Origin of the sequence: Pseudomonas syringae group sp. J248-6 (assembly GCF_032586995.1) — a bacterium.
Lineage (GTDB): Bacteria > Pseudomonadota > Gammaproteobacteria > Pseudomonadales > Pseudomonadaceae > Aquipseudomonas > Aquipseudomonas amygdali.
In genome coordinates this window covers 108,833-121,950 of sequence record NZ_JAWHOP010000002.1, presented here as the reverse complement: position 1 = coordinate 121,950, position 13,118 = coordinate 108,833, and the positions used below count along the sequence as shown (strand labels likewise).

At 58.6% G+C, this 13,118-nt stretch carries 13 protein-coding genes and 1 pseudogene; 6 read left to right on the top strand and 8 right to left on the bottom strand.

All coding sequences use genetic code 11. From position 1 onward, the window contains the following. Window positions 1-234: 234 nt before the first annotated feature. From RYC17_RS02670 to RYC17_RS02645, 6 genes are all read left to right on the top strand, one after another. Window positions 235-1,239, top strand: a complete 1,005-nt coding sequence (locus RYC17_RS02670) for an ABC transporter permease (protein WP_054070966.1) — start codon at window positions 235-237, stop codon at window positions 1,237-1,239. Window positions 1,240-1,302: 63 nt separating this feature from the next. Beyond that, entirely contained in the window at window positions 1,303-2,235 is a 933-nt protein-coding gene (locus tag RYC17_RS02665) for a sugar ABC transporter substrate-binding protein (protein WP_057422473.1), read from the top strand. A gap of 15 nt (window positions 2,236-2,250) precedes the next feature. Next, window positions 2,251-3,780, top strand: coding sequence for a sugar ABC transporter ATP-binding protein (locus tag RYC17_RS02660; RefSeq protein WP_016981997.1), 1,530 nt, complete (start codon window positions 2,251-2,253; stop codon window positions 3,778-3,780). 31 nt (window positions 3,781-3,811) lie between these two features. Further along, on the top strand, window positions 3,812-4,576 hold the full coding sequence (locus RYC17_RS02655) for an SDR family oxidoreductase (RefSeq protein ID WP_058400215.1): 765 nt from the start codon (window positions 3,812-3,814) through the stop codon (window positions 4,574-4,576). Window positions 4,577-4,606: 30 nt separating this feature from the next. Next, window positions 4,607-5,407, top strand: coding sequence for an SDR family oxidoreductase (locus tag RYC17_RS02650; RefSeq protein WP_058400214.1), 801 nt, complete (start codon window positions 4,607-4,609; stop codon window positions 5,405-5,407). 81 nt (window positions 5,408-5,488) lie between these two features. Then, window positions 5,489-6,442: a sugar-binding transcriptional regulator gene (locus RYC17_RS02645; RefSeq protein WP_058400213.1), complete on the top strand. Its 954-nt coding sequence runs from the start codon at window positions 5,489-5,491 to the stop codon at window positions 6,440-6,442. 146 nt (window positions 6,443-6,588) lie between these two features. Here the strand turns inward: RYC17_RS02645 and RYC17_RS02640 are convergent, their stop codons facing one another. From RYC17_RS02640 to RYC17_RS02605, 8 genes and pseudogenes are all read right to left on the bottom strand, one after another. After that, the gene (locus tag RYC17_RS02640; RefSeq protein WP_058400212.1) at window positions 6,589-7,911 is read right to left on the bottom strand and encodes an MFS transporter; all 1,323 of its coding nucleotides are present in this window, start codon (window positions 7,909-7,911) and stop codon (window positions 6,589-6,591) included. Window positions 7,912-7,993: 82 nt separating this feature from the next. Continuing rightward, the gene (locus tag RYC17_RS02635; protein ID WP_058400211.1) at window positions 7,994-8,872 is read right to left on the bottom strand and encodes an SMP-30/gluconolactonase/LRE family protein; all 879 of its coding nucleotides are present in this window, start codon (window positions 8,870-8,872) and stop codon (window positions 7,994-7,996) included. A 46-nt stretch (window positions 8,873-8,918) separates the two neighbouring features. Further along, entirely contained in the window at window positions 8,919-9,851 is a 933-nt protein-coding gene (locus RYC17_RS02630) for a 3-keto-5-aminohexanoate cleavage protein (RefSeq protein ID WP_010200522.1), read from the bottom strand. Between the two features lie 84 nt (window positions 9,852-9,935). Beyond that, window positions 9,936-10,724 (bottom strand): SDR family oxidoreductase, encoded by a 789-nt coding sequence (locus RYC17_RS02625; RefSeq protein WP_316902475.1) that lies wholly within the window; start codon window positions 10,722-10,724, stop codon window positions 9,936-9,938. Next, on the bottom strand, window positions 10,721-11,443 hold the full coding sequence (locus tag RYC17_RS02620; RefSeq protein WP_019741340.1) for a GntR family transcriptional regulator: 723 nt from the start codon (window positions 11,441-11,443) through the stop codon (window positions 10,721-10,723). The genes RYC17_RS02625 and RYC17_RS02620 overlap by 4 nt, the downstream gene beginning before the upstream one ends. Before the next feature lie 185 nt (window positions 11,444-11,628). Beyond that, window positions 11,629-11,778, bottom strand: a pseudogene (locus RYC17_RS02615) (helix-turn-helix domain-containing protein); the annotation flags it as partial. Window positions 11,779-11,928: 150 nt separating this feature from the next. Further along, complete coding sequence (locus RYC17_RS02610; protein ID WP_316902473.1) at window positions 11,929-12,222, bottom strand: hypothetical protein; 294 nt, start codon at window positions 12,220-12,222, stop codon at window positions 11,929-11,931. Between the two features lie 85 nt (window positions 12,223-12,307). Further along, complete coding sequence (locus RYC17_RS02605; RefSeq protein WP_316902471.1) at window positions 12,308-12,667, bottom strand: hypothetical protein; 360 nt, start codon at window positions 12,665-12,667, stop codon at window positions 12,308-12,310. Window positions 12,668-13,118 lie beyond the last annotated feature (451 nt).

The following is a 13,118-nucleotide window of genomic DNA, read 5'->3' as shown; positions in this document are numbered from 1 at the left end:
ACCTGAAAAATCAAAAAACGTTGATTACATTTTTTGCCGACGACATTTGAATCAGCTGCGCGAGGCTCTGTCTTGAGGCTCACAGGGACGTTTGAGGTGTATTCGCAAGGATTGAAGAAAATTAAACCGCTTGACTTTGCTCAGCCGGAGACGGAATCTGAATTAACAGTCAGGCATGCATATATATTCAAGCAGCCAGAACAAACTCCAACAACAATAAATCCGGAGACCCCCATGGACGCCAAAGCCCCTGCTCATCAGGCCGCCGCAAAACCGTCAGGTCGTGCGTGGTTGCTCAAGCTGCTGCCTGACAACATCGGTGGGCCATTGATTGGCCTGGCCCTGCTGCTGGTGGTCTTTTCCTTCAGCTCCGAATTCTTCTTCACCCTGCGCAACGGTCTGAACATCCTTGACCAGGTGACAGTGCTGGGCATTCTCGCCATCGGCATGACGGCGGTGATCGTCATCGGCGGCATCGATCTGTCTGTCGGTTCGGTGCTGGCGTTTTCGATGATGATGCTGGGCTGGCTGTATCAGGACCAAGGCCTGGCGCTGGGCCTGGCGATCCCGGTAGCCATAGCGACCGGCATGCTCGCCGGGCTGGTTTCCGGATTGCTGATTACCTACGCCAGACTGCCCGCCTTTATCGCCACACTGACCATGATGTCGGTCGCCCGAGGCCTGGCAAACATTCTTACCGAAGGTCGGCAGATAGTCGGTTATCCGGAGTGGTTCACCAGCCTGGCCACCGTGCGCCATTTCGGCTTTCTGTCGGCCACAGTCGGGCTGTTTCTGGTCATGCTGGGCGTGGCCTGGGTATTCCTGCGTTTTCGGGCCGGTGGGCGCAACCTTTACGCCATTGGCGGCAGCCCTGAAGTAGCGAGGCTTTCAGGGATCAAGGTGCGAGCCATCACTTTATGGGTGTACGCCATCAGCGGCGCGCTTGCCGGCATCGCCGCGGTGACGATGGCCGCCCGCCTCGACTCCTCGCAACCCAGCGCCGGGCTGACGCTGGAGCTGGACGCCATCGCCGCAGTGGTTATCGGCGGTGCCAGTCTCAGCGGCGGTGTCGGCAGCGTCGGTGGCACGCTGGTCGGTGTATTGATCATCGGCGTGCTGCGCAACGGCCTCAACCTGCTTGGCGTTTCGCCCTTCATTCAACAGGTCGTTATCGGCGTGGTCATTGCCCTCGCCGTGACCATCGATACCTTGCGTCGTCGCTCCAACAGTGCTCACTAAGCGTTGTCGTTTTGTGTTTGACCGATGTTGACATCCCCAACAATAAAATCAGGAGTCACCGCCATGTTCATGACCAAAAAACTGCTCCTCGCCACGGCCCTGGCCGCCGCCACACTCACCACAGCAGGCTCGACCTGGGCCAAAGAGCTGACCATCGGCCTGGCCGTAGCCAATCTGCAGGCTGACTTCTTCAACCAGATCAAACAGTCGGTCGAAGCCGAAGGCAAAGCCCGCGGGGTGAAGATCATTACCGTCGATGCGCAGGGCAATTCATCGACTCAGGTCAGCCAGATTGAGGACCTGATCACCCGCCAGATTGATGCGTTGATCTACATTCCCGCAGGTGCCACTGCCGCGGGCGTGCCAGTCAAGGCCGCCAAGGCTGCCGGGATTCCGGTAATCGCTGTGGACCGCAATGCGCCTGACGCGCCCGGCGACACGTTTATTGCCAGCGACAGCGTGGCCGGTGCGCGCACGCTTGCCGAATACGTAGGCAAGGTGACTGGCGGCAAAGGCCGCATCGCCATCCTTCAAGGGCAGTTGGGCACAACCCCGGAAAACGATCGGGCGAAAGGTTTCCAGGAAGGCTTGAAAGGCTTTCCCGGACTCAAGGTCGTTGCCGAGCAGCCTGCCGAATGGGCGCAGGACAAGGGCTTTGCAGTCGCTCAGGACCTGTTGCAGCGTGACCCGAACATCAGCGTCTTTTTCGGTCGCGCTGACGCGATGGCCCTCGGTGCTGCACAGGCGGTAAAAGTCGCCAACCTCGGGCAACCGGTGGTCGTAGTCGGTTTTGACGGCGACGTGGCAGGCCTCAAGGCGGTGGCAAGCGGCGTGCTGCAAGCGACCATGACCCAGCAGACGCAAAAGATGGGGCGCATGGCCGTTGCCTCCGCACTTGACCTCAAGGCTGGCAAAGCCGTGCCCAAGGAACAACTGCTGGAAACCGTGCTGACTACCAAAGACAACGTCGCGCCTTTCCTGCAACAGCACCCTTGAGCCACGGAGTCCGCCATGCAAGCTGCTCTGGATAACCCGACGCTCCACAACCCTGAGGTCACACCTGCAGCAGTGCTGTGCCTGCGTAACATTGGCAAGACTTACGGCCCGGTGCAGGTGCTTTCACAGATCAATGTCGACGTGCGGCCAGGTGAAGTGCTCGCCCTGCTCGGTGAAAACGGCGCAGGCAAATCGACCTTGTCGTCGATTATCGCGGGCCTTGTGCAGCCTGAAGCGGGAGGCTCCATGAGCTGGCTCGGCGAGGATTACGCGCCAGCCTCTCCGGGCGCGGCGCTGGGCGCTGGCATCGGCCTGATTCATCAGGAGATTCGCCTGCTGGCGCAGTTGTCGATTGCCGAAAACATCTTTGTCGGGCGGCTGCCCATGCGCCACGGCAAGGTCGACCGGGACTACATGCAAGCGCAGGCACAGAAGCAGTTGGAACGCCTCGGCCTCGACGTGTCAGCTTCGCGCAAGGTCGAGGGTTTAAGCGTCGCTGCACAGCAACTGGTCGAGATCGCCAAAGCCCTGACCCTGAACGCACGCCTGCTGATTCTCGACGAGCCCACCGCCGCTCTTGGCGGTGAAGAAACCGAGCTGCTGTTTCAACAGGTCGAGCGCCTCAAGGCTGAAGGCGTGTCGTTCATCTATATCAGCCATCGCCTGGAAGAAATCGCGCGAATCGCCGACCGTATTCTGGTACTGCGCGATGGCCGACAGATCGCGCTCCATGCCACTGCACAGGTGCCCGTGCGCGAACTGGTCGAACAAATGGTCGGGCGCAGCCTGGAACGTATCTTCCCCGTCCTGCAAGCGCCGCAGGACAGAGTGATGCTGCAGGTCAAGGACCTCGCCTGCCGCGAGTTCGCCTTGCATGGCATCGACTTCAGCGTACGCGCCGGTGAAGTGTTCGGCATCGCTGGAGTGGTTGGTGCAGGCAGAACCGAACTGATTCGGGTGATTGCAGGCGCAGCCAGGGATATTCAGGGCCACATGCAACTGGATGGCGAAACCGTTCAACTGCACTCCCCCTCGCAAGCAATTCAGGCGGGCGTGGTGCTGGTGCCTGAAGACCGCAAGCAACAAGGCGTGGTGGTCGAGCACCGTATCGAAGACAACCTGGTCTATGGCAACACCGATCTGTTGCACAGCGGCAACTGGGTATCGCCCAAAAGCCTGCACGCGTTTGCCCGAAACGCCATTTCGCGCCTCGGCGTAAAAGGCGCGCCCGAGCAGCGAATCGACAGCCTGTCCGGCGGCAATCAGCAGAAAGTCATCATCGCCAAATGGCTGGCCCGTAACCCCAAGGTGTTCATTCTCGACGAGCCGACCCGAGGCATCGACGTCGGTGCGCGGGCGGCGATCTACGAGGTGATCGCCGAGCTGGCGGCAACCGGCATGGCCGTGATCGTGGTCAGTTCCGACCTCGACGAAGTGCTGGGTTTGTCACACCGGGTCATGGTCATGAGCCGTGGCCGGCAGATGGGCATCCTTGAACGTGGCGAAGCGACACCGGTGTCAGTCATGGAAATGGCCACCGCCTGAGAGTCAACACACTGATTACGTGGAGAACGACATGCAACTTTTTCGTCTGGATGGCCAGGTGGCCTTTGTGACCGGAGCCGGCAGCGGCATTGGCCAGGCCATTGCAGTCGGCCTTGCCGAGGCCGGCGCTGACGTGGCGTGCTTTGACTTGCCAGGCAGCGCGGGCATCGGCGACACCGTAGAACGCATCAACGCACTGGGCCGACGCGCGCTTGCCCTGCAAGGTACTGTCACCGACCGCGCGACGCTGGATACAGCCATCGCGCGTACCGAAACTGAACTGGGCGCGCTCAGCGTGGCCGTCAACTGTGCCGGGATCGCCAACGCGCAGGCCGCCGAAGACCTGGAACTGCAACGCTGGCAAACCATGCTCGACATCAACCTCACCGGCATCTTTCTCAGTTGCCAGGCCCAGGCGGCGGTCATGCTGCCACGCGGAAAAGGCGCCATCGTCAATATCGCCTCGATGTCCGGCAGTATCGTCAATCGTGGGTTGCTGCAAGCCCACTACAACGCCTCGAAAGCGGGCGTCATTCACCTCAGCAAAAGCCTGGCAATGGAATGGGCAGACAAGGGTTTACGGGTCAACTGCATCAGCCCCGGCTACACCGCCACGCCCATGAATTCACGGCCGGAAGTGGCCGAGCAAGTGAAGATATTCGAACAGACCACGCCCATGGGACGTATGGCCAGCGTGGACGAGATGGTCGGCCCGGCGGTCTTTTTGGTCAGTCAGGCCTCATCGTTCTGTACCGGCGTCGATCTGCTGGTGGACGGCGGATTTGTCTGCTGGTGAGCCAGTCCTTTCAACTACTGGAGCACGCATATGTATCAACGTTTCAGCGGAAAAACCGTGGTCATCACCGGCGCTTGCCGAGGCATCGGTGCAGGCATCGCCGAGCGCTTCGCTCAGGAAGGTGCCAATCTGGTGCTGGCCTCCAACGACCTCGAACGGGTGACGTTCACCTCTGAGCAACTGGCCAGCGAATACTCGGTCAACAGCCTGGCACTGGGCATCGACGTTACCGATGAGGCCGACATACAGCGCCTCTACCAGATCGCCAACGAGCGCTTCGGCAGCATTGATGTGTCGGTGCAAAACGCCGGCATCATCACCATCGACCATTGCGAAAGCATGCCCCGCGCAGACTTCGACAAGGTCCTGCAGGTCAACACCACCGGCGTCTGGCTCGGCTGCCGGGAAGCCGCCCGCTACATGGTCAGACAAGGCAGCGGGAGGCTGATCAACACATCCTCAGGCCAGGGCCGTCAGGGCTTCATCTACACTCCACATTACGCCGCGAGCAAAATGGGCGTGATCGGCATCACCCAAAGCCTGGCGCTGGAACTGGCACGGCACAACATCACGGTGAACGCCTTCTGCCCAGGCATCATCGAAAGCGAAATGTGGGACTACAACGACCGCGTCTGGGGTGAAATCCTCGGCACCGAAGAAAAACGCTATGCCAAGGGCGAACTGATGGCCGAGTGGGTCCGCAACATCCCCATGCGTCGCGCCGGAAAACCCTCGGACGTCGCCGGGCTGGTCGCATTCCTGGCCTCGGATGACGCCGCCTACCTGACCGGTCAGGCAATCAATATCGACGGCGGGCTGATCATGTCCTGACCGGTCAGGTAGGCACGACCCGCTGCCAGTTTGGTATCCTCGCCGCCACTTTGGATATCGCTATCATTTTTTGGGGCCTGCATGAGCCAGATCGAAGAACAACGGCTGATGAGCAAGATCGCCAGCCTCTATTATGAAGAAGGACTCAAACAGTCCGAGATTTCCACCCGCCTCGACCTGTCCCAATCCTTCATCAGCCGCGCCCTGCGCCGTGCGTTGCAGGAAGGCGTGGTAAAAATCACCGTCATGCGCCCGCAAGGCCTGCACCTGGAGCTGGAAAGCCGCTTGCAGACCCTGTACGGCATACGCCAGGTGATCGTCGTCGAAGCCACCGAGCCGGACAACGAAGAAAGCATCAAACAAGCCATCGGCTCGGCCGCCGCGCATTACCTGGAAACCAGCCTTAGCGCTCAGGACCACATCGGTATCTCCTCCTGGAGCAGCACGATCCGCGCGATGGTCAGCCACATGCACCCCCAGCCTGGCAAACAAAGTGCCCAGGAAGTCGTGCAACTGCTCGGTGGCGTCGGCAATAAAGGTGCCTTTGAAGCCACCCTGCTCACCCAGCGTCTGGCCACCCTCCTCAACTGCCCCGCCTTCCTGCTGCCTTCGCAGAGCATCGAGCAATCGGTAGAAAGCAAACAGCGCATCGTCGAAATGGAAGAAGTCAAAGAAGTCCTCCAGCGCTTCGACAGCATCACCCTCGCCATCGTGGGTATTGGCGAGCTCGAACCGTCACAACTGCTGCGCAACAGCGGCAACTACTACACCGAAGACATGCTGCGCGTGCTCGCTGAACGGGGTGCGGTGGGTGATATCTGCCTGCGGTATTTTGATGCCCAGGGCAAACCGGTGCTGGAAGAGGATGAAGAGTTTGTGGTGTCGATGGGCTTGCCGAAGCTGCGGTCGATCAATCGCGTGCTGGGGTTGGCTGGGGGGGTGAGGAAGGTGCAGGCGATCAGAGGAGCGTTGTTGGGGGGGTATCTGGATGTGTTGATTACCGATTTGGGGACTGCGCGGGGGTTGGCGGGTTGAGCCAAAATCCCTCCTATCCTGCATGTTATTGTAGGGCTACACGTGTTAGCCCTACATACATCCTGCGGAGCAGTAATAGGCAGACCTTTAAACATCTTTTTCCCTGGCCTGCGTCTTGGGTTCTGTATGAAAAGTCGGCGCCAGCCTCACACTCCGCGCTGCACCGCCAACACTTCCGGCCGATGAGAAAACAGTTGTAGAAACGCCCCGCCCAGCGCGCAGCCCGCCATCACGAAGAAGCACACTGTATAGCCACTGAGGCTGGTCCAGCCGCCGCCCATGGAAATCAGTGTGCCCATGAGTACCGGTGCAATACCGCCGCCGATGAACATCGCCGTGGTGATGATGCCGTTGGCGGTCGACGTTGCAGAGGGTTGTGCAGAGTCGGACGCAACCGCGTAGTAGATGGGCCAGACGGCATTGGCGACCAGGCCGAAAAGCAGTTGCACGGCGATGACGATCAGGATGGTGTTGGCGAAGTAAAAGGCACCAACACTGACCGCCATCCATAGACCGCAAATGATCAGGGTTATGCGCCGACCAATGATGTCCGACAAAGAAGGCCAGATCAGTTGCCCGAGGATACCCGTCAGCGTGAATACGACGCTCATTCCTGCCGATTCGGCCAACGACAGGTTGAGGATGTTGTACAGATAGGCTGGCAGGACAATGTTCACCCCCATGTACACCACCTGCGTGAGCATGGTGTTACCGGCTGTCAGGGCGATATTGCGGTTACTCAGCGTGGCCTTCACTGACTTCCAGACCTGGCCTTTGACGTTGGTCGACGGCGTGCTGTCCGGCGGGGTCATGCCTTTGGCGGCAATGTCCACATACAGTTTGGTGATGCGCTCGGCCGTCGAGTAGCGCGCCCAGAAGATCATCAGCGGCAGAGCTACCACGAAGGCGAAGAAGAATACATAACGCCAGTTTTCCTCACCGAAGGTGCTGATCACGAAGCTGGCGACAATGCCACTGAGCATCGCGCCGATGGGGTAACCGGTGTGGTGTGCGCCCAGAGCAAAACCGCGGCGCTCCACCGGCCACCATTCAGCCGTGTTACTGACCCCGACCGGTTCGCCCCAGCCAGCCCCCAGGTTCACACCCACCCGCAAGGCGATGAAACTCGCAAGGCTGCCACTCAACGCCTTGAAGCCTGAGAGAAAGGACAATGCGGTGTAGCCCAGTACCAATGGCACCTGAAAGCGTGCCCGCTTCCAGCCGCCGCCGTAACGATCACTCCAGATAGAGCCTGGAATATCGAGAACGGCCAGAGCCAGCATGACGACGGTGGCCACCGTACCCCACTGGTCCGCAGACAATTCGAAATGCTTGGAAATCGTTGGCCCCAGGCGCAATACAATCTCGCGGTCATAGGCATTCAGAATCCAGATCATCCAGCAGACCAACAACGACACCCACGAAAACCGGTGAATCTTGCCCAGCGATGCATTCTTGTTATTTGGCATGGGAACTCTCCAGGCGTGCCAGGCACGCCCAAGCGAGAAAGGGTCAGTCGTCCTTAACGTTCAGGTTCAGTCTGTTGACGGGTTAACTGGCAAAGCGCCGTTCAGCGATGCCTTGCACGCCCAGCCCGGTGATCGCAAACAAGGCACCGCGTTGCTGGCCATCTTCCGGAAAGCGTGGCAACGGCGGCCTGGCCATGGAAGTGACATACAGCGTGTCCAGGTTCGGTCCGCCGAAGCTCAGGCTCGTCACTTTCTTCACGGGCATGTCGATGATGCGATCCACCTGCCCGTCCGGGGTGTAGCGCACCAGTTTTCCGGCGTAGACCAGCGCTTGCCACAGGCAGCCTTCGGCATCGACGGTGCAGCCATCCGCCGCGCCTCCTGCTGAGGTGTCGACCTTGGCGAAGGTTCGTCTGTTGGCAACTGCGCCGCTGGCGTTGTCGTAGTCATAGGCCCAGATATCCCCGGACCAGGTGTCAGCGAAATAAAAGGTTTCACCGCCCGGGCTCCAGCACGGTCCGTTGGACACGATGATGCCTTCATCCAGCGTGTGCAGGCTCAGGTCCGGGTCGAGGCGATGCAGCCTGGCGCTGGCCTGATCCTCCTGCGTGTCCATCGAGCCCACGATGAACCGGCCCTGCCGATCGACCTTGCCATCATTGAGTCGATTGTCGGGCAGCCCCGGTTCGGGGTCGACTATCAGCTCGAGATCACCGGTCGGCAAATCAAGGTTGTAGATGCCGCTCTGCAACGCGACGAGCGCCGCGTCGCCATTCCTGCGCAGGGCCATGGAACCGATTTTCTGGCCGACATCCCAGGCTCGCAACTCGCGCCCGTCATCCGTACAGCTCAGAACACGACCGTCGAAACTGTCGATCCAGTACAGACGCTGTTGCTCGACATCCCAGACCGGGCCTTCGCCCAGCGTGGTCTTCACGTCGACAACGATTTCGATACGCATTTTTCACCTCTGTCTTGTTGTTATTGAGATGACACGTTTTGCGAGACTAGAAATTAACCTTGTCCTGCCCCTTCAGATCAAGCATTTCACGGGCTTCATCAGGCGTCGCCACCTGCCCGCCCAGCGCTTCGATCACTGTGCGAATACGCTTGACCTGATCGGCATTGGACGCCGCCAGCTTGCCCGGTCCGTCCCACAGCGAATCTTCAAGACCGACCCGCACATGACTGCCCATCGACAGGCCCATGGTGCCCAGCGGAATCTGATTGCGACCGGCACCCAGAATCGACCATTGGTAAGCGTCGCCAAACAGACGGTCGGCCGTACGACGCATGTGCGCCAGGTCTTCGGGATGCCCGCCTATACCTCCGCGCAAACCAAACACCGACTGAATGAAAATCGGCGCCTTGAGCAGCCCGCGCTGCAGAAAATGCGCGGCGGTATACAGATGGCCGATGTCATAGCATTCGATTTCAAAGCGCGTACGGTTCTCGGCACAGGTATTGAGGATGTGCGCGATGTCGCGGAAGGTGTTACGGAAGATCCGGTCATCACTCTCGGCCAGGTACGGCCGTTCCCAGTCGTGCTTGAATTCGCTGTAGCGATCGAGCATTTCATACAACCCGAAGTTCATTGATCCCATGTTCAACGAGGCGAGTTCCGGCTTGAGTTGCGCCACAGGTTGCAAGCGCTCTTCAACGCCCATGGTCGGCGCACCGCCGGTGGTGATATTGATCACCACATCGCTCCTGGCCTTGATGTGCGGCAGGAATTGCCGAAACAGATCGACATCCTGACTGGGCCGCCCGTCAACCGGGTCGCGGGCATGCAAGTGGACGATAGAGGCCCCCGCCTCGGCGGCACCGACGGCTGCATCGGCGATTTCCTGCGGTGTGATCGGCAAATGAGGCGACATCGAGGGCGTATGAATGGCCCCCGTGACGGCACAGGTAATAATGATCGGACGTTTCTTGGGCATGAGCATTCTCCGTTCTTGTTCTTGGCGAGAAAGTCTGGTGTGGAACACGACTCGGACGCTGTCCGGTCCTATCGAGCCTGATACTCAGAGGTATTCGACGTTGCCATCCACACTGATGGCCTGGCCCGTGACATTGCGTGCAGCGGGCGAGCACAAGAAAAGCGCCATCGCGGCAACGTCCTCGGCAGTGACCATGCGCTTGAGCGAAATCTTTTTCAGGTACTCCTCGCGCATCTCCTCCTCAGGCACATTCATCTGTTGCGCACGCGCACGAATAACACCGTCCATACGCGGGCCTTCGACGATGCCGGGCAGCAAGGCATTGACGCGGATGTCGCTCTCACCCAACTCGGACGCCAGAGATTTCATCAGGCCGACAATCGCCCACTTGGTCGCCGCGTACGGTGTACGCCAGGCGTAGCCCAGACGACCGGCGACAGACGCGATATGGATCAGATGAGCGTTGGGCGACGCCTTGAGCAGCGGCACCGCGTGATGAGCAAAACGGTATTGCCCAGTGAGATTGATGTCGATGGTGCGCTGCCACTCCTCTTCACTAATGGCATCAATGCCTGCCGTAGGGCCGGCGATCCCGGCGTTGTTGATCAGCACATCAAGACCGCCGAACTGTTCGCGCTGCACCCTGAACACCGCTTCGATCTGCACCGGGTCAGCAACGTCTGCGCGGGTGGCAACGCAGCCTGGATGGCGATCAAGGAATGCCGCAATGGCCGCCTCGCTGACATCACACACATGCACCTTTGCCCCGGCTTCCATATAAGCCGCCGCCAACACCTCACCGATCCCGGCGGCACCACCGGAAATCAGCACGCGCAGCCCTGTGTAGGGAACCAGCCGATTGAGAACACTCATGCTTTTTTCACTCCCGAGACACGCGACCTGGAGCGGTCGCTCTTTGCGATCAGGCGCGTCAGAGAATCAGCCGCCTGCATGATGTCGTCGGTGACCGCTGCGCGAGCGGCCGCCCCATCACGCGCCGCCAGCGCCTCGACGATACGGTTGTGTGCCTCCATCGAACGCTGAAGGTGCGCCCTGTCAGGTGCGACCAGTGCGAAACACGGGCCTATGTGCAGCCAGAAGTTCTCTACTGCCGCAACGATCAACTCAGCCTTGGCGACCGCATAAATGCGGCGGTGAAAGGCAAAGTTGGTCCACAGGTAGAGAGCCACATCAACACTGTCTGCTGCCTTCTGCATCTGCTCGCAGAGCTGGCTGATGTCTGCAAGATCGGCGTCATTGATCAGAATGACCGCCTTCTCGGCCAACAGACCTTCCAGCGCAACTCTGGCATCACGAATTTCGCGCAGCCGCTCCGGGGTCATCATGGGTACGCGTAGACGAGCGGTTTCGGTGACTTCGAAGGCGTTCTCTGCACTGAGACGATTCAATGCCTCGCGCACCGGCATCGGGCTGGAGCCCAGCGCCTCGGCAAGACCACGGATCGTCAGCTTCTGACCCGGCTGAAAGCGCCCGCTCATCAGCGCTTCACGGATCTGTCGGTAAACCTGATCCTGGAGGGTATCGCGGGAAACCTGCCGCATGGCGGGCAGGAGGATCGGACGGTCTGTCATGGGGAGTGACTCATATTAACGTTCTTATGGGGCTAATATGTGATCACAAATAACATATGTCAAATTTTTTCAGGGGGGACGACGGGATGAGCCCACGCCTCGGCCTCAGGTGACTCCGGGTTACTTTCATAGGGCCAGTGCGCAGCAGTTCAGTCATCGCACAGACATTGCCGCGACCCCGCCCTTCAAAATTCCAGTCGTGTCTCTCGGGAAGGACCATGTCCAAAATAAGCGGTATAGCACTTGCTGAAATGGCTCGGAGAGACGAATCCGCAGGCCACTGCGACCTGAACAATGGTCAGCCTGGAATGCTGCAGTAACCGACGAACCTCAGTCACTTGAAATTTCGAGGTGGTAAGAGGAATTGCCGCGCCGAGTAAGACCGGGCATCAAGCTGGCCATTCAGCGGACAAGGGAAAGAGCACATATACGACTGCGGCGTTAGACGCCTCCTAACAATCCTGATGAGGCCCCATAGGATGAAATCATTTCACCACTAATGGGATCAAATCGCCTTTGTAACGACGCACGTTCAGTGCTGCATGATGACGAACGCTTATACAGCCCGCTGGTACCATAAATATCCGTCCCGTCTCATTAAAGTGACCATCTTCGATAAGCGATCTAAGCGTTTTTTCATCAATACCTTCAAATGACTTGTTGTCGGATTTGAGTGTGAAGCTAAACCGACCTTTCTTCGGGCCTCTCTGAAATTTATAGGGATGGCAGACCAAGCCAGCCTCGTTGATGCCAATCACATCCTCAATGACTTCAAGCATTTTTAGCTCCTTGCGACCCTATACCGGTGATCTCTATAGCTCAAACCCAACCAATTCGCCAAAAAAACGACACTCTTTACGCGTTTTAATCAGGAACCCATAACGAACACGCTGAAGCAGCCTGTGCGACCAACCAATCATGCTCACGCTTGGCATAAGGTCGAGGCATTCCGGCTGAGACTCTAAGCAAGAAATTATAAGAGCCCCGAAGCTCGTTTTCTGTCGGAGTCGCCGCGCCCAGCTTTGTATTCGTTTTCAGCCCCTTGATGCTTCCCTGTAGTGCGATCTCCTGCTGCATGCCATCCGCGCTACTCTCCAGAACGTTCACTGTGATGTAAGCGGCATTTGAGCAGCGATCCATTTTTTCCCACTGTTTCATTTGGGCTTCGGTAGCCATGGAAACTGATGACACGGAGAGCATCAAGTATCCCATTAGATAACGCATAACTGCATCCTTTCGAAAATAACGTCCGCCGTAATACCTCATCCCAAGCAAATTTTCCAGTACCGGGCACGGAGGTAGACGCACTCAGGAGAAACACTATGGGGGACGTTCAGGCCACCGACGCTTAACTCCGCCTGATCGGGCATACCTTGGGTCTGAAGCCCGAACAGCCAATCCGCCGGGAAATCAGCCAAAATCACTTCCCGAGCAGTCCGGGGTTTGATGATGCAAATAATCTGGATGTGGTGGTAGCAAGAGCAGCGAATGCGGCAAGCACAAATAACGTATGACTCGCTACAGGTGCCACGATATAAACCGCTTTAACAGCGCTGAGCGGTGCCATGCCAAAGCAAGCCAAAAGACGCCATTAAAATTAACTAAATGCAGAAAAAAGTACGACGAAGGTTTCTGACTCCCCACCCTCGCCTATTACGCTGAAGGCTACGAAGCG

Excerpts from the sequence above, each read along its gene's own strand:
- RYC17_RS02670 (WP_054070966.1), top strand. The coding sequence starts at position 235 with ATGGACGCCAAAGCCCCTGCTCATCAGGCCGCCGCAAAACCGTCAGGT.
- RYC17_RS02665 (WP_057422473.1), top strand. The coding sequence starts at position 1,303 with ATGTTCATGACCAAAAAACTGCTCCTCGCCACGGCCCTGGCCGCCGCC.
- RYC17_RS02660 (WP_016981997.1), top strand. The coding sequence starts at position 2,251 with ATGCAAGCTGCTCTGGATAACCCGACGCTCCACAACCCTGAGGTCACA.
- RYC17_RS02655 (WP_058400215.1), top strand. The coding sequence starts at position 3,812 with ATGCAACTTTTTCGTCTGGATGGCCAGGTGGCCTTTGTGACCGGAGCC.
- RYC17_RS02650 (WP_058400214.1), top strand. The coding sequence starts at position 4,607 with ATGTATCAACGTTTCAGCGGAAAAACCGTGGTCATCACCGGCGCTTGC.
- RYC17_RS02645 (WP_058400213.1), top strand. The coding sequence starts at position 5,489 with ATGAGCCAGATCGAAGAACAACGGCTGATGAGCAAGATCGCCAGCCTC.
- RYC17_RS02640 (WP_058400212.1), bottom strand. The coding sequence starts at position 7,911 with ATGCCAAATAACAAGAATGCATCGCTGGGCAAGATTCACCGGTTTTCG.
- RYC17_RS02635 (WP_058400211.1), bottom strand. The coding sequence starts at position 8,872 with ATGCGTATCGAAATCGTTGTCGACGTGAAGACCACGCTGGGCGAAGGC.
- RYC17_RS02630 (WP_010200522.1), bottom strand. The coding sequence starts at position 9,851 with ATGCCCAAGAAACGTCCGATCATTATTACCTGTGCCGTCACGGGGGCC.
- RYC17_RS02625 (WP_316902475.1), bottom strand. The coding sequence starts at position 10,724 with ATGAGTGTTCTCAATCGGCTGGTTCCCTACACAGGGCTGCGCGTGCTG.
- RYC17_RS02620 (WP_019741340.1), bottom strand. The coding sequence starts at position 11,443 with ATGACAGACCGTCCGATCCTCCTGCCCGCCATGCGGCAGGTTTCCCGC.
- RYC17_RS02610 (WP_316902473.1), bottom strand. The coding sequence starts at position 12,222 with ATGCTTGAAGTCATTGAGGATGTGATTGGCATCAACGAGGCTGGCTTG.
- RYC17_RS02605 (WP_316902471.1), bottom strand. The coding sequence starts at position 12,667 with ATGCGTTATCTAATGGGATACTTGATGCTCTCCGTGTCATCAGTTTCC.